The sequence below is a fragment of the Embleya scabrispora genome, assembly GCF_002024165.1.
Lineage (GTDB): Bacteria > Actinomycetota > Actinomycetes > Streptomycetales > Streptomycetaceae > Embleya > Embleya scabrispora_A.
Genome location: NZ_MWQN01000003.1, coordinates 408,761 through 429,969, shown reverse-complemented (window position 1 = coordinate 429,969; position 21,209 = coordinate 408,761). Strand labels below are relative to the sequence as shown.

The following is a 21,209-nucleotide window of genomic DNA, read 5'->3' as shown; positions in this document are numbered from 1 at the left end:
CGTTTCGACCCGGCACCCGAGAGGGCGGTCAGCCGGCGGGTCGGTCGCCCCCGTCGGCGGCGGAGTCGGCTGCCTGACCGACGAGTTCGGGGCGGGCCTCGGTGCGGGCGTCGGGCAACTTCGCGCCGGTGTCGCGGGGGCGGCGGGGCAACGACCACGAGGGCGCCCACCAGTTGGCCCGGCCGGTGAGCCGCATCAGGGCGGGGACCAGGACGCCGCGCACGACGGTGGCGTCCACCACGACCGCGACCGCGAGGCCGACCCCGACCGTTTTGAGCATGGTGACGTGGGACATGGTCAGCGCGACCATGGTGGCGGCGACGATCAGCGCCGCGGCGGTGAAGAGTCGACCCGTGTGCTCGATTCCGAAGACGATCGACCGGGTGTTGTCGCCGGTGCGTACGAACTCCTCCTTGATGCGGGCGAGGAGGAAGACCTCGTAGTCCACGGAGATGCCGAAGGCGACGGCCAGGGTCAGCAGCGGCATCGTGGTCTCCAGCGTGCCGTCGGTGGTGAAGTGACCGACCAGCGATCGCAGATGACCGTCCTGGAAGACGTAGACGATGGCCCCCAGGCTCGCGGTCATGCTGAGCAGGCCCATGACGACCGCCTTGATCGGCACCAGGACGCTGCGGGTGAACAGGAAGAGCATGACCAGGGTGCCGAGCAGCATGATCGCGGCGCCGTAGGGCAGTGCGTCGCGCAGGGCATGCTTGGTGTCGGTCAACTCGGCCGCCTTGCCCGCGACCAGGTGGGGCTGCGGGGCGGGCAGGGTGCGCAACCGGTGTACGAGCGCGACCGTGTCGGGCGACTGGCTGTCGGCGGTGCCGACCACGCGCAGCACACTGCCCACGACGGCCGGGCGGGACGGCTCCGGCGGCGCGGCCGGGCGTACGTCGACGCGCGTCGTACCGTCGGCGGCGGTCTCCTCCGGCTTCGGTGCCGACTCCGCTGTCCGGACCGGGAGTCCCGCGCGGTAGTCGCCGGTGTCGGCGAGTACGTGCGCGACGTGGGGCAGTGCGGACAACCGTCGGGCGTAGGCGTCGATCGCCGGCGCGTCGGTCGCCGCGTTCGCTCGGGGCAGGATCACCGGGATGATCCGGTCCGGCGGGTCGGCGAAGTCGCCGCGCAACAGCTGTGCGGTGCGGTGTGGTTCGGAACTCGCCGGCAGGATCTTCTCGTCGATGGTGGCGAACCGCGCGTGCAGGAAGGGCAGCGCCAGGGCCAGAAGAAGGGCCGCGGCGGTGCCACCGCACAGGAGCGGCCGGGCGGTGGCGAGCGTGGCGATGCGACGCCAGACGGGACTGCCGCCGCCCACCCGTCCGCGCCCGCGCCGGAAGCGGCGGAAGGGGTCCAGTCGATCCAGACGCGGCCCCAACACGGCCAGCAGCGCGGGCAGTACGAGCAGGGACGTCAGCGACGAGATGCCCACCACCAGGATCGATGCCCACGCCAACGAGCGCAGCAGTTCCAGCGGGAAGACGAACAGCGCGGACAGACACAGCGCCACCGTCGCGGCGGAGAACAGCACGGCCCGCCCGGCGGTGGCCATGCTCAGCGCGATGGCCCGGCGCGACTCGACGCCCCGGGAGAGTTCCTCGCGATAGCGGGTCACGATGAACAGGGCGTAGTCGACGGAGAGGGCGAAGCCCAGTGCCGCGCAGATGTTGATCGCGAACACGGTGATCGGCATCGTGAGGGTCAGTGTCGCCAGCACGGCCAGGGCGCCGGCCACGGAGACCGCGCCGACGGCGAGGGGGATTGCCGCCGCCGTCAGTGAGCCGAACGCGAGCAGCAGGATGATCATGGTCAGCGGCGCCGCCAGCAACTCCCCGCGTTCGAGGTCGCGTTCGGACTCGTCGGTGGCCTGCGCGTTCAACCACGCGGGTCCGGTGGCATCGACCCGCAGACCGGCGGCGGCCTTGCGCACCGCGGGCACCAGGGCGCGCGAGGCGACCGCGCCGTCGCGTTCGCTCCCGGCCAGGTCGACGCGGATCAACGCGCCCTCGCCGTCGCGCGAGCGCAACAGGGAGGAGCCGGTGGTCCAGTAGGACTGCGCCGCGTTCACGCCCGGGCGGCCGGCGACCAGCGCGGTGATCCGGCGGCCCGCCTCGGCGACTTCGGCGTCGTCCACCGGCTTGTCGGCGCGGATGTAGAACACCAGGTCCGCGGCGTCGGCCCCGTAGCGGGCGGCGACCCGCTCGGCCTCTGCGGCCCGGGTCCCCGTCGCGGTGAAACCGCCGTTGGCCCAGCGGTCCTTGGCGCCGGCGACCACGGCGGCGGCCAGGAGCAGGACGATCAGCGCGCCGGCCAGGAGCGGGCGGCGGTGCCGTACGCACAGCCCGGCGAGGCGGCCGAGCGGGTCGCCGGGCGGGTCCGGCGTCTCGTGTTCGGGAGGTGGGACCGGGATGGTGTCGAGCATTGTGTGTCCTCCCAGGACGACGTCGTCTGTGCGATGGGCGAGGACGCCCGTGAACCGGGCTCGGTGCGGGCGCGGCGAACTCCGGGCCGCCATCGCGTCGGGCGGCCGGGCAGGGGCGAATACCGTTGCCGACGGTCCGCGGCGTCGACGGATATTCGGAGGAATTGTGCGCACCGCAAGCGAAGGGTACCGCGCGTGCGGACCCCGACTCGTTATTGCGCCCGCGGGCGCCGCATCGCAATAAATCGTATGTATTAAGAATCGGACGTGTCCGGCCGGCGCGCGAGTGGATGCCTATGCCCATCGACACCCCGGCTCGGAACTAGCCCATACCGGTGAATCTGACTTCCCCCGCCGCAGCGTGGACTTTTCCAGCGCCCGCGCATGGATAGTATCGTCGTCGCATTAGCCGGCGTCGGTTCCACGAGAAGAGGAATGAGACCGTGCAGGTTGTATTGACCGGAGGCACCGGTTTCCTGGGTCTGCGGCTCGTTCGTGAACTCGTGAATCGGAATTGTTCCGTCACCCTGCTCTCACGCCGCGGCGGCGCGAGCGCCATCGACCGAATCTCGCACGCCCTGGGCCGATTGGGCGAGACACCGGAATTCATTCAGAAATTTCGGCGCCGTGCCGACGAACTGGACATCGAAATCGAGCGTCCTCTGTTCGGCCTCCCCGACGACCGGGTGGAAAAACTCGTCCGGCGTACCGACATGTTCCTGCACAGTGCCGGAAACATCGATCTCAACACCGGCGCCCGGGCGATTCGACCGGTGAATGTAAACGGAACGCAAAACTTCCTCGACATCGCCTCCAGGAGCCCGCACGGCGCGCCGTTCTGCCATGTCAGCACCGCGTTCGTGGCGGGCGCCCGACGCTCGGGCACCGTCGCCGAAGCCGACCTGATCGACACCTACGGATTCGAGAACGAATACGAGCGGTCCAAGTGCGACGCCGAATCCCTGGTCGGCCGATGGGCCCGGGAAAGCGGAATGCCGGCACTGATCATGCGCCCCAGCATTCTCCTCACGGACCGGCCCCCCACGCCGGGCCTCCCGGCACACCCCTTGCAGACCATCAGCGGACTGCTGCGTGCGTCGACGATCGAAAGAGGCATCGCCGGACTCTCCATTCCACGGGGCCTGCGGCCGGTCATCCACATGCAGGGGCAGGCCGACGCGCGGCTGAACTGCCTCCCCGTCGAGGACGCCGCGAGGGCCATCGTGAGCATCGCGGCGGAACACCGGTCCACGAAGGCGGAGACATACCACATCGTCCACCCGGACGACGTCTCCGCCACGACGCTCATCGAGCTCTTCGAAAAATTCGCCCCGATCCGCATCGTCCTGCGACCCGAGCTGCCCGAAAGGCTCTCCCCGGCCGAGCAGCGCTTTCACAGCTACGCCGGGTTCGCCGCGTACTTTCGGCACACGCGGGTCTTCGACGACCGCAACGCACGCCGCGTCCTGGGTGCGCCCTGTTCCCGGACGACCGTCGACATGGCCTATCTCCTGGCCGGTACGCACGGGATTCTCTGACGGTCGACGAAACCCGAGTTCGACACCCTTTCCGAAAGGCCACAGGAGAAACCGTTCATGACCATCGGACTGCAGGCATCACCCCGTCGTGACGTGTCGGATCCCACCGCCGACGGTCTCCTGGCCGTGCTTCGCCAACCGCGGAGCATGGCCACGATCGTTCGGCGCCTGTCCGACTCCGTGACCGGCGCCGTCCTGGGTGACGCGCCCGTCGACGGCTGCGAAGTCGTCGGCACACTCTCTCCGCTGTATCCCGAATGGCTCGGGGATCGTTCGTTCACCACCGACCACGGCGTGCGATTCCCCTACGTGGCCGGTGAGATGGCGCAGGGGATCGCGGGCGTCGCCATGGTCGAGGCGATGGCGCGCGCCGATCTGCTGGGCATCTTCGGAGCGGCCGGACTGCCGATCGACGCGGTTCGCCGGGCGATCGAGGAATTGCGCCACAAGCTGCCCGAACACGCCCCGTGGGGGGTGAACATCATCCACAACCCGCACTCGCCCGTGTGGGAGGACGAGGTCGCCGCCCTCGCCATCCGACACGGTGTGCGGTGCGTGTCGGTGTCGGCCTTCAGCAAGGTCACCCGCGCCCTCGCACACTGTTGCGCGGCGGGCCTCCAGGTGCGCCCCGACGGCCGGATCGTCCGTCCCCGGATGATGATGGCCAAGGTCTCGCGGCCCGAGGTCGCCGAACAGTTCCTCGCACCGGCACCCCCCGAGCTGCTGCACGAACTGCTGACGCGGGGCCTGTTGACCGCCGACGAGGTGGCCCTCGCGGCCCGCGTGCCGATGGTCGACGACCTGACCGTGGAGTCCGACAGCGGCGGGCACACCGACGGCAGGCCGCTGTCCACCGCGCTCCCGCAGATCCTGGCCCTGCGCGACACCGTTGCCCACCGGCACGGCATCGCGCCGCGCACCAGGATCGGCGCGGCCGGCGGCCTGGGCACCCCGCACGCCGTCGCCGCCGCGTTCGCGATGGGCGCCGCGTACGTGGTGACCGGATCGGTCAACCAGCTCAGCCTGGAGGCCGACACCTCCGACCGGGCCCGCACGATGCTCCAGGCCGCGGACACGATGGACGTGGCCATGGCGCCGTCCGCGGACATGTTCGAGATGGGCTCGAAGGTACAGGTCCTCAGCCGCGGCACGATGTTCGCCGCCCGGGCCTCCCGGCTCTTCCAGCTGTACCGCGACCACGAGTCGCTGGAGGACATCCCCCCGGCCCTGATCGCCCGACTCGAACGGGAGATGTTCCGTCAGCCGGTGGCGCAGGTGTGGGCCCAGACCGAGGAGTTCTGGCGCGCCAGGGAGCCCGCGCAGGCCGACCGCGCGGCCGTGGACGGCAAACACCGCATGGCGCTGGTGTTCCGCTGGTACCTGGGCATGTCCAGCACCTGGGCGACCACCGGGGTCGCCGACCGCAGTGTGGACTACCAGATCTGGTGCGGCCCCGCGGTGGGCGCCTTCAACGACTGGCGCAAGGACGGATTCCTCGCCGATCCCGCGAACCTGTCCGTCGTGCAGATCGCCCGCAACCTCATGGAAGGCGCCACGGTGCTGACCCGCGCGCAACAACTGCGCAGCCACGGTGTCGACCTGCCCGCCCAGGCGTTCACGGTCCACGCCCATGAACTCCTCTGACTCTCATATCGCAAGGAGTCCCGTGCCCGAGAGTTCCCGTCCCTCCCAACCACCCATCGCCGTCGTCGGCCTGAGCACCCTGCTGCCCGGCTCCTCGGACGCCGGCGGGTTCTGGCGCGACGTGGTCCACGCCCGTGACCTCATCCGAGACGTGCCGGACACCCACTGGCTCGTGAGCGATCACTATTCGAGCGACCCCACCGCCCCCGACAAGACCTACGGCAAGCGTGGGGCGTTCATGTCGCCGGTGGCGTTCGATCCCTTGGCCTTCGGCACCCCACCGTCCACGATCGACGCCACCGACACCGCACAACTGCTGAGCCTGGTCGCGGCCGAGCGGGTCCTGCGCGACGCCTGCGGCGACGACGGCCCCTCCGAGACGATGCGAGAACGCACCGGCATCATCCTGGGAGCCAGCCCCACCGAGCTGGCCTTTCGCATGTCGTTTCGATCCCAGCGGCCGACCTGGCGCCGGGTCATGCTCGCGCGCGGCGTGCCGGAGGCCAAGGCCGACGAGCTGTGCGAGGCCATCGCCGCCTCCTACCCGGTGTGGAAGGAGAGCTCCTTCCCCGGCATGCTCACCAACGTCATCGCCGGCCGTGTCGCGCGCCACTTCGACCTGCACGGCAGCAACTACACCACCGACGCGGCCTGCGCCAGCTCGCTGTCCGCGATGAGCGCCGCCATCGACGAACTCACCCTCGGCCGCGCCGACATGATGATCACCGGCGGCGTGGACCCGCTGTGCGACGCCTTCGGGTTCACCTGCTTCAGCAAGACCCCGGCGCTGTCCCCGTCGGGCGAGTGCCGACCCTTCTCCGTCGACGCCGACGGCACGCTCCTGGGCGAGGCCGTGGCCATGGTCATGCTCAAGCGCCTGGCCGACGCCGAACGCGACGGCGACCGGATCTACGCGGTGATCCGCGGCGTGGGCACCTCCTCCGACGGACGCGGATCCTCGATCTACGCCCCCGCCGTCGCCGGGCAGGTCCGCGCGCTGCGCCGGGCCTACGCCAGCGCGGGCTACAGCCCCGCGACGGTGGAGCTGATCGAGGCCCACGGCACCGGCACCAAGGCCGGCGACACCGCCGAGGTCACGGCCCTCCAGGAGGTGTTCGGCTCGGGCGACCCGGCCGACATCGCGCGCTGCGCGCTCGGATCGGTCAAGTCGCAGATCGGCCACACCCGCACCGCCGCCGGCGCCGTCGGACTGGCCAAGGCCGCCCTGGCCCTGCACCACCGGATCCTGCCGCCCACGATCAAGGCCGACCGCACCGATCCCGCCCTGGAGATGGAGAAGGGCCCCTTCTACCTGAGCACCCGGACCCGGCCCTGGATCCGCGGCGACGACCACCCGCGTCGGGCCTCGGTCTCCAGCTTCGGGTTCGGCGGAACCAACTTCCACGTCACCCTCGAAGAGCACCGCACGGCGGAAACCGCCCCGGCGGGCGAGCGGTACACCCGCAGTGCGCCCAGCGAACTGCTGCTGCTGAGCGCCGAGTCCGGTCCCGCGCTGGTCGCGGCGCTGGACGCGCTGGCCGCCGACACCGCGCCGCCGGCCGACCTGGCGCGCCGTACCCAACTCGCCTTCGACGCCGCGGCAACCCATCGGCTGTGCCTGGTCGTTCGCGACGAGGAAGACCTCCGGGCCCAGGCGGCGGACGCGCGGCGCCGGATCGCGGCCGACGCCCGGGCGGCCTTCCACACGCCCGGCGGTGCGCGCTACGCGTGCGGCCCCGCCTCGACCGACAAGATCGCGTTGTTGTTCCCGGGGCAGGGCAGTCAGTACCCCGAGATGGGCATGGACGTCGTGATGCACCAGCCGCTCGCGCTCGCCGCGTGGGACCGGCTGGCCGGCTTCGAGATCGACGGACACCCGCTGCACCGCCTCGTCTTCCCGCCGCCGGCCGTGGACCAGGCGGGCGAACGCGCGCAGGCCGAACGGCTCAAGGCCACCGAGTGCGCGCAACCGGCGCTCGCCGCCCACGCGTTGGCGATGCGGGAGATCCTGGGCGCGGTCGGCTTCGAACCCGACTGCGTGGCGGGACACAGTTTCGGCGAACTCTCCGCACTGCACGCGGCCGGCGTCTACGACGACGACACCCTGATGGCCCTGGCCCGGGCCCGCGGCGAACTCCTGCGCGACGCGGGCAAGGTCTCGGGCGCGATGCTCGCCGTCACCGCCTCCGCGAAGGAGGCCGACGACCTGGTCCGCGGCATTCGCCGAGCCTGGGTCGCGAACTACAACTCCCCGACGCAGCACGTCGTCTCGGGCGCGGAATCGGCGATCGCCAAGGTGGAGAAGCGCGCCTCGGAGCAGGGACTCGAGACCCGACGGCTCGCCGTCTCCTGCGCCTTCCACAGCCCGCTGATCCAGTCCGCGACCACCGGGTGGCGGCCCACCCTGGAGCGGTACGAGTTCGCGACGCCGCGCATGGCCGTCTACGGCAACGCCGACGCCCGACCGTATCCCGACAAGGCGTCCGCGATCCGCACCGTGCTGCACGATCACGTGACCTCCTCCGTGCGGTTCGCCGACATGATCCTGGCCATGCACGACGACGGCGTCCGCACGTTCGTCGAAGCCGGCCCGGGCACCGTACTCACCGGCCTGGTCGGCAGGATCCTCGCGGACCGACCCCACCTCGCGCTGAGCGCGGACCAGAACCGGGGATCCGGACTCGCCGCACTGCACCGCGTCCTGGGCGCGCTGGCCGTCGCCGGTCGCCCCCTGGACTTCGCCCCGCTGTGGGCCTCGTTCACCTCGAGCACTCCTTCGCCATCGCTGACAAGGACGGGTATGACCATCCCCATCTCCGGTCCCAACCCCGAAGTGGGCCACCGCGAGAGCACCCCCGCCGTGCCCGTGGCCCAACAGTCGGGCACCGGGTTCCAGCCGGCCGTCGCGCCGACGAGCCCGGCGCCGCCGGTCGCCGCCGCGCGGCCGATGCCGCCGGCGCCGTCGGCCGTCACCCAGGCGGCACCGCCGGCTCGGGTGCAGGCGGCGCCGCCGGTCGCGCCGGCGCCGGTCGCCGCTCCGACCGCGGCCTCGGCTCCGGTTGCCGCCGCGGCCCCCGCGCAGTACGCGGCGCCGGCGCCCGCCTACGTGCCGGCGCCCGTTCCGGTACAGACGGCCCCCGCCGTGCCGGTGCGCTACGACCCGCCGGCCGCGGAGCCGACGGCGCACGACGTCACCTCGTCCGGTTCCACCTGGTCACCGGTGACCGCCTCCGGCGCCTGGCTGCACGCGTTCCTGGAGGTCCAGCGCCAGGCGGGCGACGCGCACAGCGCCTACCAGAGCACGACTTCGGCCAGTCACGCCTCCTACCTGGACCTGGCCAAGACCTCGCTGGACGCGCTGATGGCCTGGCGGCCCGGAGCCGAGCCGCGAGCCGCGGCCGCGCCGATGCCCGCCCCGGTCGAGATGCCGGCGCCCGTCGCACCCGGCCCGCGCGCGCTGGAGGCCCGACCCCCGGCCCTGGAGATCAGCCCCGCGCCGCCGACGCCGACGGCGTACCAGGCGCCGGCCCCGGTCACCCAGGCCCCGCCGCCCGCTCCGGCGGCGCCGGTTGCCGCGGCTCCGGTCGCGCCCGTCGTGCACCAGAGTGTGGTCCAGGCACCGCCCGCGATGGCGCAGATCCCCGCCCCGACCCAGGCACCGGCCCTCGCGGCCGCGCCCGCCCCGGCTCCGGCCGCCGCTCCCGTCCCCACCCCGGCCGCCGCGCCGGCGCCGGCTCCGGTTCAGGAGAGCGGTGCGGACGTGGCGTTGGCGATCGTGGCCGAATTGACGGGCTATCCGGTCGAGATGCTCACGCCCGAGATGGATCTGGAGGTGGACCTGGGTGTCGACTCGATCAAGCGGGTGCAGATCCTGACCCGGTTGCGGGACCACTTCCCGGGTGAGGCCGACGTGGACCCGGCCGACCTGGCCCGGCTGCGCACCATCGCCGAGATCGCCGAGAAGATCACCTCGCTGCGCACCCCCGGCGGTGCCGGCGCGCAGGCTCCGGCCCGGACGCAGGCCCTGGTTCCGGCTCCCGCTCAGGCTGCCGCGCCGGCTCCGGTTCAGGAGAGCGGTGCGGACGTGGCGTTGGCGATCGTGGCCGAATTGACCGGTTACCCGGTCGAGATGCTCACGCCCGAGATGGATCTGGAGGTGGACCTGGGTGTCGACTCGATCAAGCGGGTGCAGATCCTGACCCGGTTGCGGGACCACTTCCCGGGTGAGGCCGACGTGGACCCGGCCGACCTGGCCCGGCTGCGCACCATCGCCGAGATCGCCGAGAAGATCACCTCGCTGCGCACCCCCGACGCCGGCCCCGCGCAGCCCCAGGCGCCCGTCGTCGCCCCCGCCGCGCCTGCCGCCCGTACGCAGGAGCAGATTCCCGCGCAGAGCAAGCACGAGGCGCCGCAGTTCACCGTCCTGCGCACCGGCACCGCCCTCGTACCCGTCGAGGCCGCGGCCGGCAGCGCGCTCAAAGGACTGCGCGAACAACCGCTGCTGATCACCGACGACGGCACCGGCGTCGCCGAATGCCTGGCGGAGACCCTGCGCCGCGAAGGCATCAAAGCCTCCGTCACGGACCGCGTGACCGAGGACTCCACCGCCGTGATCTCCCTCGCCGGCCTGCGCGGGATCGACCCCGAGCAGGACCCCGACGCACCCACCCGCGAGGTCTTCACGACCCTGCGCACCATCGCCTCGGCGATGGACCGCCGCGGCGGCGTACTGGTCGTCGTCCAGGACACCGGCGGCGCGTTCGGCACCTCCGGCGTCCGCGGTCGCGAGGGCTGCGCGGGAATCGCCGCGCTCGCCCGCACCGCCGCGAACGAATGGGCCCACGCCTCGATCAAGACGATCGACATCGACCGGGCCGGACGCGCCCCGCAGGACATCGCCCAGGCCATCGCCGCCGAACTCCTGCACGGCGACGACGTCACCGACGTCGCACTGGCCGCCGACGGTTCGCGGGCGCTGCTGCGCGGCAGCACCGAGCCGACGGCCGCACCCCGCCCGCTCGACCTCGGGCCGGACCCCGTGGTCGTGGTCACCGGCGGGGCCCGCGGGATCACCGCGTCGTGCCTGTTCGCCCTCGCCCGCGCACACCGGCCGAAGTTCCTGCTCCTGGGCCGCACCCGTCCCGTCGACGAGGACGACGAACTGCGCGGCGCCGCGGACGAGACCGCCATCCGCCAGATCCTGGGCAGCCGCCGCGACGAGCACACCGGCGCGACCCCGACCCTGGCCGAACTCGCCGTCGCCTCCGGCCGCGTGCTCGCCTCCCGCGAGATCCGCGGCACCCTGGACGAGTTGGCCGTCGCCGGCGCGGAGACCCGATACGTCACCGCCGACGCCACCGACCGCGAGCGCGTCGCCGAGGCACTGGCCGAGGTACGCCGCGACTGGGGCCCGATCACCGGGATCATCCACGCCGCCGGCGTGATCGCCGACAGCAACATCTCGGCCAAGACCGAGGCCCAGTTCACCACCGTCTACGACACGAAGGTGCGCGGATTCCGCACCCTCCTCGACCTGACCGCCGACGACCCGGTGCGCCTGGTGTGCGCCTTCTCCTCGGTCAGCGCACGACTGGGGACCGCCGGACAGTGCGACTACGCGGCGGCCAACCAGGCCATGGAGCAGATCACCGCCACCGAGGCGGTGCACCGCCCGGGGACCACGGTCAAGGCCGTGGCCTGGGGCCCGTGGGCGGCCGGCATGGTGTCCCCGGCACACGCCGAGCACTTCCGCCGGCTCGGCGTCCCGCTCCTCGAAGAAGCCGCCGGCGTCAAGGCGTTCATGACCGAACTCGAACAGCCCGCCCCGGCCTGCGTGTCGATCGCCGCCGGCACGGCCGCCCCCGCCGGTGACCCGGCCGACCAGCCCGACGTCACCGAGATCGTCGTCGGCGCCGACACCCACCCCTACCTGATCGACCACAGCATCGCGGGACGCCCCGTGGTGCCCGTGGCACTGGTCCTCGAATGGTTCGCCGCCGCCGCGCGCAACGCGCTGCCGGACAACGGTTCCGTCCTGGTCCGCGACCTGCGCGTGCTGCGCACCATCGCACTGGACCGGTTCGGGACCGAGCAGACCCGACTGCGGGTGCACGTGCGTCCCGACGGCACACACCCCGACACCACGCTGCGCCTGGAACTCAAGAGCCCCGACGGCGCGCTGCACTACTCGGCCCTCGCCGGTCCGGGCGAGGCCGCGAAGCTGACCGCCCCGGCGGCGGAGCCCGTCGACGAGAACTTCGAGGTACACCCCGGCAGCGCCGTCTACGACGGAGCGATGCTCTTCCACGGCCCGAGCTTCCACGCCATCGACTCGATCACCGGACTGAACTCCACCGGGGCGACCTGCGACCTGATCGGCGCGCGGCAACGCGGCTGGGCACAGGACACCTGGCAGACCGACCCGCTCGTGATGGACGGCGCACTCCAGGCGGCCTGCCTGTGGGTCCTGTCCTCGGCCAGCGTGCAGTCGTTGCCGATGGGCATCCGTGAGGTGCGCGTGGTGTCCACCGGTGCCGTGACGGCGCCGGTGAAGTGCACCGTGCGCAGCGTCAAGCAGGGCACCGACGACGCGGTCTGCGACATCTGGCTCACCACCGAACAAGGCGGCACGGAACAGGTCCTGGCCGTGCTCGGCGGCGTGGAGATGATCTACCGTCCGGACCTGTCCACCGCGACCCGGCCCGCGCTGATCTCGACGGACGCGTGAGGGGCATGGACTTCCCCGCAATCGCCATCGTGGGACGCGGCTGCGTCCTGCCCGGAGCACTCACGCCCGCCGAACTGTGGGACACCGTGGTCTCCGGCGCGGTACGGCTGACCCCGTTCTCCATCGGGCGCCCGACGGCGGGGCCCGAGTGGAGCGGGGCCGACCCCGCGAGCACGGTGTTCGGCCACGTCACCGGGTTCGAGGAGCGCTTCGACCCGTACGGCCTGGCCATCGACGCCGAGCAGATCAAGGGCCTGGATCCGACCGTTCGCTGGGTCGTGCACGCGACCCGGCAGGCGCTCGCCGAGGTCGATCGGCTCGGGCTGCACCGACGCACCGGCCTGGTCCTGGGCAACATCTCGTGCCCGACCACGTCGATGGTCGCGTACGCCGAGGACGTCTGGCTGCGCTCGCAGCCGGCCGAGGTCCGGGCCGAGTGGCCCCGGCACGACCGGCATTCGCCGATTCCGATGAGCCGATTCTGCTTCGGCCTGCCGGCGCAGCTCGTGGCCCAGGCCTTCGAGCTGCGGGCCGGCGCGGTGGTCCTGGAGGCGGCCTGCGCCTCCGCGCTGTACGCGATCGAACTCGCCTGCCGAAAGCTGCACTTCCGGCAGGCGGACCTGATGGTCGCCGGGGCGCTGAACGGCGGTGCGCCCGAGATCATCAGCCACGGCATGGGCCGGCTCGGGGCACTGAGCCCCAGTGCGCGCTCGCGGCCCTTCCACCGGGAGGCCGACGGCCTCGTGCCCGCCGAGGGCACCGCGATGGTCGCCCTGATGCGGCTCGAGGACGCGCTGGTCGCGGATGTCCCCGTGCTGGGCGTGATCCGCGGGATCGGGGCGACCAACGACGGCGGCCGGGGCGGCATGCTCGTCCCGGACGGCGGTCAGCAACAACGCGCGATGAGCCTGGCCTACCGGGCGGCGGGGATCGACCCCAAGACGGTGTCGCTGCTGGAGTGCCACGCCACCGGCACGGCGGTCGGCGACACCGTGGAACTGGGCTGCGCGGCCCGGATCTTCGCGGAGCGTACGGATCTGCCGATCGGGTCGGTCAAGGGCAACCTCGGCCATCCGCTCACCGCCGCGTCGGGGGCCGCGCTGCTCAAGGTGCTGGGCGCGATGGAACACGGCACACTGCCGCCGACGGTCGGTGCCGACGACGCCAACGAGGCCCTGCGCGGCACACCGCTGCGGCCACTGGCCCGGCCGGAGGAATGGCGGGGGCTGCGGCGGGCGGCGGTCAGCGGCTTCGGGTTCGGCGGGGTCAACGCACACCTGGTCGTGGACGCCTGGAACACCGCCGACCGGGCGTCGACCTCCTTCCCCGGCGTGGCCGTGCCCGGCCCCGCCGGGCGCCGCCGGCACCGAGTGGCGATCGTCGGCCTCGGCGCCCGCGTCGGGGACGGCGACACCACCGGCGACTTCGTCGAGGCGCTGCTGACCGGTGAGCCGAGGCTGCGGCCGCCGCGCACGGTGGAACTGCGCGTGGACGGCCTGCGCATGCCGCCCAACGACATGCTGCAGACCTCCGGGGAACACCTGTTGGTCCTGGAGGCCGCCCGCGACGCCGCCCGCGCGCTGACCCTGCCCGACGAGCGCACCATGGTGCTCGTGGGTGTCGGCAGCGCGACCGTGCACGCCGAGTTCTCCGTCTGGCACAACCGCACGACCCTGGAGGCGCGGCGTTCGGCGGCGGCCGCGGCATCCTCCGAGGATCGTGTCGCCGATCCGTTGAACTGTCCGCCGTGGTCCCTCGGGGGCCTGGGCAACATCGCCGCCAACCGGATCAGCGCGCAACTTCGACTGACCGACGCCAGTGTCGCGGTCTGCGCCGAGGAGGCCTCCGGGATCCGGGCGCTCGACCTCGCGGTCGACGCGATCGGCAGCGGAGCGAGCGACGCGGCGCTCGTGGGCGCGGTCGACCTCGCCTCGACGGTGGTGCATCGGTCGGTCGTCCGCGACCTCGGGCTCCCCGGAGCCGAGGGGAACGCGGCCGTGGTGCTGGCCCTGAAGCGGCTCGACCACGCGCGTCGGGACGGTGATCCCATCCTGGCCGTGATCGGTCCGCAGGGCGAGGACGGGGACGCCGACGAGGCGAGTCAAGGCACCGTCGACCTGGTGGTCGGCGACCTCGATCCCCTGTCGGCGCCGGCCGAGCGGCCGGATCGGCTGGATCCCTCCGGCCTGTTCGGGCGCCCGCACTGCGCGGCCGGGCTGTTGAGCGTGGCGTGCGCCGCGGTGGCGCTGTACCACCGGACCGTGCCGGTCGTGGGGGCGCAGGCGTCTTCGCGGGCGGAACTGGCGAGGGCGAAGGTGACCGTCGCTCCGCTGGGCGCGCCTCCGGCCGAACTCCTGCTGAGTGCGGGGGATACCGCTCCGGCGGCGACGGGCGTGGCGACCCTGGGACGAAGGGCGGAGGGGCAGACGCCTGCCAGGCGGTTGTCCAGCATCGCGTTCTTCGACCTCAGAACCGTGCTTCGGCTCCAGGACGCGCGGCCGGCGCGGGAACTCGTGACGCTGCCCGCGGCTCGGAGGGTGCCGGCGGCGGAGATCGGCGGAGCCGCGGGCCCGGGGGAGGCTCCGGTCGCGGTGGCCGTGCCGGTGGCGGCTCCGGGTCCCGCTCCGGCTTCGAGTCCTGCTCCGGCTCCTGCACCTGCTCCGGTTCCGGCTCCGGTACCGGTGTCCGTGCCGGTTGCGGTTTCGGTGGAGGAGACTCTGGTGCCGACCGCGCTCAGTGCCCATCAGCGGGCCGTCGGCAGGTCGCATGTGCACTTCATGAACACCCGGCATGAGAATCACCTGCTGTTCCTGGAGGTTCAGCGGCAGGCGACCCGGGCGTTGCTGGAAGTCGCCGGCATGTTCCAACAGTCGTACGGTCCGCAAGCGGATGCATTCGTGGCGGACTCGGGGGGGCCGGTCGCCCCGGTCGCTCCGGTTGGCCGAGGCGCCCAGGCCGTCCCGGTCGCCTCGGTTGCCTCGGTCGCCCCGACCCTGCCGATTCCGTCGGCCCCGCCGACCCCGCCGATCGAACCGGTCGCCGAGGTTGCCGCGCTCGTCCCGGAGCCGCAACCCGGCCCGGCCGAACGCGAGTTCATGGTCAGCCCCGATGCCGATCCGTGGGTGCTCGACCACTGTCCCACGTGGACGCTGCCGGTGCTGCCGATGATGTGCACGGTGGATCACCTGTTCCAGGCGGCGAGTACGTACACCGGCCTGCGGGCCACCGGCCTGCGGGAGTTGCGCCTCCAGCGCTGGATCCCGGTGGTGAGCCCCACCCGGCTGCTCACCCGAGTCGAGCCGATGGCCGGCCGGGGTCGGGATGTGCACGTCAGCCTGCTGATGTGGCGACCGGCCCGGAACGAGGCGCTGTCCAGGTTCGAACCCGTCGCCGAGGCGACGATCACGTTCGACCGGCCCGACACGCCGGCTCCGCTGCCGCCGCTCACCGATGCCCGGCGGGCCGATCTGCCCTACCTCACCCACCGGTTGCCACACGGTCCGGCCTTCCGGTACCTCACCGAGGTCGGCTACGGCAGCGGCGGTGCCTTCGGCATCCTGGACGCGCAACGGGGTTCCGTCCCCGGCACGTTCACCCACCCCGGGCTGCTCGACGCGGCGACGCACATCATCGCCGATCGGGTGTTCTGGTTGCCCTATCCGCAGGTCGGGCCCAATGTGGTGCCGTATCCGCACGGTCTGGTCCGCATGGACCTCTTCGCTCCGTTCCCCACGGAGGGGCAATTGCGCGTGGAGGCCCGGCCGGGCGGATCCGAGGGTGATCTGCTGTTCGTCGACTTCCAGGTCCTGGCGGGGGACCGGCTGTGCGCCGCGTTCCGCAACGTCAGCATGGTGTCCCCGCCGAGTGTGCTGGAGCTGCAATCCGGCGCCGATCGGCGGGCCTTCCTCCTGGAGCGCCGACCCGCGCCGAAGATGAGCCTGTCCCAGGTCGTCGGCGGCGCCAGCCGGTTGGATCGGGCGGTCCTGGAGACGGCCGACTGGCCCACCGGCGGGCTGGCCTACGTCTACGGTCTGCCCGCGGGCGCCCCGGCCCGACTGCACGCGGAGGAGGTGGCGATGCGCGAACACGTGGCCCGGGCGCACGGCGAACACCCCGCCCGGGTCGTCGTGGACGTGCGGAACCGGATCGCCTGGCTGTCCGACCAACCGGACACGCGGCACCATCTCGTGGTGCATGCGGACGCCGAGTCGATCACCGTGGAGGACCGGCCGTAGCCGACACGGGTACACGGTCGACGTCGTGACGGTGGGCGGGCTCCCCTCGGGCCCGCCCACCGTCACATGCCCGGCCCCGTCACGCCGGGGCGCACGCCCGCTTGCGCCGGGGCGTCCCGTACGCGACGTGGAACGAGTGAACCTCCCGGCCTTTTCGCGGCGAAGGCGTGTCAGCACCTCCGGACGGCTCGTTTGTCCCTGTGACACGACCGCCTCAGCTTGGGGAAAGCCATGACCTTCGGCACAGAAGAGCCGCCTTCCGTCCGGAACGACCGGCATCGCGGGAACGGGGAAGGCGGCGACGGCAACAGCGGCGTCGTGCCGGTACAGCGGAGCGTGACCGGCGGGAGCCGAGGGCCGGCGCTCGGCGGTACCGGGACGGCGACCAGGGTCGCGGTAGCGACGGCGGACGGGCAGGACCCGATCGGGATGTTGCGTGCCCACGCGGACCATCCGAGCGCCTTCCTGGCGGTCAATTCCGGGACGCGGCACCACTACGGGAGCGGCGTCCCGGGGCTCGTCGCCTTTCTGCCCGGGCGGCGTCACCACATCCAGTTCGGCGGGCCGTTCGCGGCGCCCGCGCACCGAGGGGCGCTGCTCGACGAATACCTGGACACGCTCGACCGCGGCCCCGGGCGGCGCAGGGTGCTGACGGCGGTTCAGCTCCGTTCGCACGACGTCGCGCTGTACGCCGATCGCGGCTTCGCGGTCAACCAACTCGGCGTCGCCTACGGCATCGACCTCTCTCGCTTCACGCTGCGCGGCAAACCCCTCGCCAAGGTTCGGCAGAACGTCTCCCGGGCCCGACGGGAGGGGGTCGTCGTCACGGAGGTGGGAGCCGACGACGTGCCCGACCGACGCACCCTGGAGCGGATCGACCGCGAGTGGCTGCGCGAGAAGGGCCGCCTCGTGCGGCAACTGTCCTTCATGGTCGGCGAACACGGCGGAACCGGCCGGACGCTGCGCCGCACGTTCCTGGCTCGACACCGCGGCGAGATCGTCGCCTACATCACCTACGCGCCCGCCTGGGGACGCCGGCCGGGGTGGTTGTGCGACCTGTCGCGCCGCCGCCCCCAGGCCCCCGTCGGCACCCACGAACTGATCACCCTCACGGCGTTGAACACCTTCACCGAGGAGGGTGCGGGCTGGCTCCACCTCGGGCTCGCGCCGTTCGTCGGGCTCGCGGACGAGCACGAACCGGCCGTCGCCTCTCCCCTGTTCGGATGGACGCTGCGGCAGGGGACCAAGCGTGGGCGCGAGCTGTACCCGGCGCGGACCCAGGAGGCCTTCAAACTCAAGTGGGCCCCACACGTGTGCGAACCCCAGTACGTGGCCTTCCAGGACCGCGTCCGGGTGGCCGCGGTATGGAACCTCGTGCGCTCCACAGGCCTGTTGTGATCGACCGACCGTGTCGCGGGGAAGGCGCCGCCCGCCGGGGGTAGATCGCAGCTCCCCCGGGCGGGGGAGGTGGGTGCCTTCGCGCCCCCTGGGCGGGGAAGGGGAATTGGCTCTGGTGCGGGAGGACGGGCGGGGCGTGGGTTCGTAGCGTTGTCGGGGAGGGCACGGACGGTCCGTGTCCGGTCCGGGGCTTCGGGGGGCGTGATGGTACGGATGTCAGGGGTGCGGGCCTCGTGGTGGCGGGGGCGGCGGTCTGCTGTTCCGGTCTGGGTGTCGGCCGTTGCGCTCGTTGTGACGGGCTGCGGGGGCGGCGGGAAGAGTGCCGAGGCGGCGGGGACTTCCGCGAGGGCGGGTGTTTCGGGCGGTGCCGTGTCGACGGGCGTCGCCGGTACGACCGCCACCGTCGCGATGGCCTCCGGGCGGGCGAGGGCCGTTGCCAGGTATCTCGACGCGAACTGGCCGACCGGCGCGAGCGGGGCGATAGCCACCGCCCGGGACGGCGAGCCGGTCGGGTGTCAGGGGCGTGGGAAGGCCAATGTCGAAACGGGCGCGGACGCCGGGTGCGACACCGTCTTCGACATCGGCTCGATCACCAAGTCCTTCACCGCCGCGGCAATCCTGAAGTTGGAGACGACGGGCGCGCTGCGGGTGACCGACCCGATCGGCACCATTTTGCGCGCGGTCCCCGCCGACAAGCGGGGCATCACCGTGCACCACCTGCTCACCCACACCTCGGGCCTGCCCGAGGGCCTGGGCGACGACTACGAGCCGGTGCGGCGCGACGCCATGATCGCCCGCGCGCTCGCGGCTCCGTTGGACGCGGTGCCGGGTCGCACCTACGCGTACTCCAATGTCGGCTACTCCCTGCTGGCGGCGATCATCGAGAAGGTGTCCGGAACCGGCTACGGCGACTACCTGACCCGGAATCTGTTCACCCCGGCCGGGATGACCCGCACCGGCTACCGGCTCGCCGATCCGTGCCGTGACGACATCGCGGTCGAGTACGACTCCGACGGTCGCAGCCAGGGCACGCCGTTGGACCATCCGTGGGCGGCGGACGGCCCGTTCTGGAACCTGCGGGGCAACGGCGGCCTGCTCTCCACCGCGCGTGACATGCTCCGCTGGTATCGCGCGCTCGAAGGCGAGTCGGTGCTGCCCGCCGCCGCGAAGGCGAAGATGTTCACGCCGCACGTCTCCGAGGGCGTCCCGACGCAGTTCTACGGCTACGGCTGGACCATCGTGACCACCCCGTCGGGCCCGATCGTCACGCACAACGGCGGGAACGACTGGTCGTATGCCCGCGTCGCGATCCGGCCCGCCGACCATGTCATGGTCTTCTGGGTCGGCAACCAGGCCGTCCGCGACGGCATGTGGAACCTCGAGGACCTCGACCACACATTCACCCTGGGCCTGCTCACCCTGCTCGCATCGCACCCGTGAGGCCGGTGATGCCGGCGACATCGAAGGTCCCACCGACAGCGGTACCCCGCCGGCTCAGATCCAGGTGCCGAACCACAGGCGGTCCAGCCACGCGCTTCGACCGATCGTCTCACCGGCGAGGATCGGGTAGAAGTAGAGGAAGTTCCAGGCGATCAGGGCGATGATGGCGACGACTCCGGCGGTGCCCCATGCGCGTCGGCGTTCGGTGGCGCCGGGTGGGCCGAGGAGTGCGCCGAGCATCATGGTCACGGCCAGGCACAGGAACGGGACGAACGCGACGGCGTAGAAGAGGAAGATCGTGCGCTGCTGGTATGCCATCCACGGGAGGTAGGCGGCGGCCAGGCCGCACAGGATCGCGCCCGCGCGCCAGTCGCGCCGACCCGCCCAGCGGAACAGCAGATAGCCGACCGCGACCACGCCGGCCCACCACAACAACGGCGTGCCGATGGCGAGGATGGTCCGGTAGCACTCCTGCTCGCCGCACCCGGCCGTGCCTTGGCGCACAGTCTCGTTGTAATAGAGCACCGGCCGGCCGAGAACCAGCCAGCTCCACGGGTTGGACTGGTACTGGTGTGGGGTGTCAAGGCCGGTGTGGAAGGACCACATTTCGGCGTGGTAGTGCCAGAGGCTGCGTAGTGGTGCGGGTACCCATGACATGCCGAATTGGGGGAGTGGGATGCCGAGGATGTGGTCGGGGGACAGTCCCGGGCGGTCGTCGGCCCAGTGGCGGAAGTAGCCGTTGTCGGTGAGGAACCAGCCGGTCCAGGACCAGGTGTAGATGGCGAGGGCGATGGCGACGGTGGACAGGAACGCGGGGAGGACGTCGTGGCGCAGGGTGGCGCGGTAGGGGCGGCGGGCGCCGCAGGCGCGGCGGGTGCCGGCGTCCCACAGGACGGTGAGGATGCCGAGGGCGGCGAGGACGTAGACGCCGCTCCATTTGGTGCCGCAGGCCAGTCCGAGGCAGATGCCGGCGACGATGCGCCAGGGGCGCGGGCCGAGTTTCGTGCGTGCGGCGCGGGCGGCGTCGGGGCCGTTGTCGAACATGCGGGCGGCGAGGGTTCTGGTGTCGTCGCGGTCGATGAGCAGGGCGCCGAAGGCGGCGAGGATCCAGAACATCAGGACGAGGTCGAGCAGGGAGGTGCGGCTCATCACGAAGTGCAGGCCGTCGAGGGCCATGAGGAGTCCGGCGACGCAGCCCAGGAGGGTGGAGCGGAAGAGGCGGCGGCCGATGCGGCAGAGCATGAGGACGGACAGGGTGCCCAGGACGGCGAGGGCGAAGCGCCATCCGAAGGGGGTGAGTCCGAAGAGTTGCTCGCCGAGGGCGATGGTCCATTTCCCGATGGGCGGGTGGACGATGTAGGAGCCCTGGGTCTGGAGGCTGTCGGTGTTGCCGGCGAGGATCTGGTCGTTGGCCTCCTTGGGCCAGGTGCCCTCGTAGCCGAGTTTGAGGAGCGACCAGGCGTCCTTGGCGTAGTACGTCTCGTCGAATATCACCGCTTTGGGCTTGCCGAGGTTCCAGAATCGGATGAATCCGGCCAGGAGTGTCACCAGGATGCACGGCAGCCAGCCGCCACCGGTGTAGGCGCTGTTGTCGGTGTACGCCGGCACCAACCGCTCACGCAACGACGTCGGCGGCCGATCCCGATACCCGAACCGGGCCAGTGACCAGGCCCAAGCCCCGGCCTCGACCCCGTCCTGCGCGGCACCGCGTGCGCCGGGGAACTCCGCATCCCTCCGCGGTGGTTGCTCACGGGGCGCCCGGCCGGTGGCCACGTCACTCGTCACCCGTGCATCGTACTGACGTA

At 72.1% G+C, this 21,209-nt stretch carries 8 protein-coding genes; 6 read left to right on the top strand and 2 right to left on the bottom strand.

The genetic code is table 11. From position 1 onward, the window contains the following. Window positions 1-28 precede the first annotated feature (28 nt). Window positions 29-2,422, bottom strand: a complete 2,394-nt coding sequence (locus B4N89_RS37620; protein WP_101897476.1) for an MMPL family transporter — start codon at window positions 2,420-2,422, stop codon at window positions 29-31. Between the two features lie 455 nt (window positions 2,423-2,877). Here B4N89_RS37620 and B4N89_RS37615 point away from each other — a divergent pair, with 455 nt between their 5' ends. From B4N89_RS37615 to B4N89_RS37590, 6 genes are all read left to right on the top strand, one after another. Then, complete coding sequence (locus B4N89_RS37615) at window positions 2,878-3,960, top strand: SDR family oxidoreductase (protein WP_161500956.1); 1,083 nt, start codon at window positions 2,878-2,880, stop codon at window positions 3,958-3,960. Window positions 3,961-4,017: 57 nt separating this feature from the next. Continuing rightward, a complete protein-coding gene (locus B4N89_RS37610) occupies window positions 4,018-5,604 on the top strand; it encodes a PfaD family polyunsaturated fatty acid/polyketide biosynthesis protein (RefSeq protein ID WP_235619183.1) in 1,587 nt (528 codons plus the stop codon). Between the two features lie 22 nt (window positions 5,605-5,626). Further along, window positions 5,627-12,331, top strand: coding sequence for a type I polyketide synthase (locus tag B4N89_RS37605; RefSeq protein WP_161500955.1), 6,705 nt, complete (start codon window positions 5,627-5,629; stop codon window positions 12,329-12,331). Window positions 12,332-12,336: 5 nt separating this feature from the next. Beyond that, window positions 12,337-16,566 (top strand): beta-ketoacyl synthase N-terminal-like domain-containing protein, encoded by a 4,230-nt coding sequence (locus B4N89_RS37600; RefSeq protein WP_078981040.1) that lies wholly within the window; start codon window positions 12,337-12,339, stop codon window positions 16,564-16,566. A gap of 231 nt (window positions 16,567-16,797) precedes the next feature. Then, a complete protein-coding gene (locus tag B4N89_RS37595) occupies window positions 16,798-17,964 on the top strand; it encodes a DUF2156 domain-containing protein (RefSeq protein WP_078981039.1) in 1,167 nt (388 codons plus the stop codon). 369 nt (window positions 17,965-18,333) lie between these two features. Then, the gene (locus tag B4N89_RS37590; protein WP_235619182.1) at window positions 18,334-19,404 is read left to right on the top strand and encodes a serine hydrolase domain-containing protein; all 1,071 of its coding nucleotides are present in this window, start codon (window positions 18,334-18,336) and stop codon (window positions 19,402-19,404) included. Window positions 19,405-19,458: 54 nt separating this feature from the next. Here the strand turns inward: B4N89_RS37590 and B4N89_RS37585 are convergent, their stop codons facing one another. Further along, a complete protein-coding gene (locus B4N89_RS37585; protein WP_078981038.1) occupies window positions 19,459-21,189 on the bottom strand; it encodes a dolichyl-phosphate-mannose--protein mannosyltransferase in 1,731 nt (576 codons plus the stop codon). Window positions 21,190-21,209: the final 20 nt, after the last annotated feature.

Excerpts from the sequence above, each read along its gene's own strand:
- B4N89_RS37620 (WP_101897476.1), bottom strand. The coding sequence starts at position 2,422 with ATGCTCGACACCATCCCGGTCCCACCTCCCGAACACGAGACGCCGGAC.
- B4N89_RS37610 (WP_235619183.1), top strand. The coding sequence starts at position 4,018 with ATGACCATCGGACTGCAGGCATCACCCCGTCGTGACGTGTCGGATCCC.
- B4N89_RS37600 (WP_078981040.1), top strand. The coding sequence starts at position 12,337 with ATGGACTTCCCCGCAATCGCCATCGTGGGACGCGGCTGCGTCCTGCCC.
- B4N89_RS37595 (WP_078981039.1), top strand. The coding sequence starts at position 16,798 with ATGACCTTCGGCACAGAAGAGCCGCCTTCCGTCCGGAACGACCGGCAT.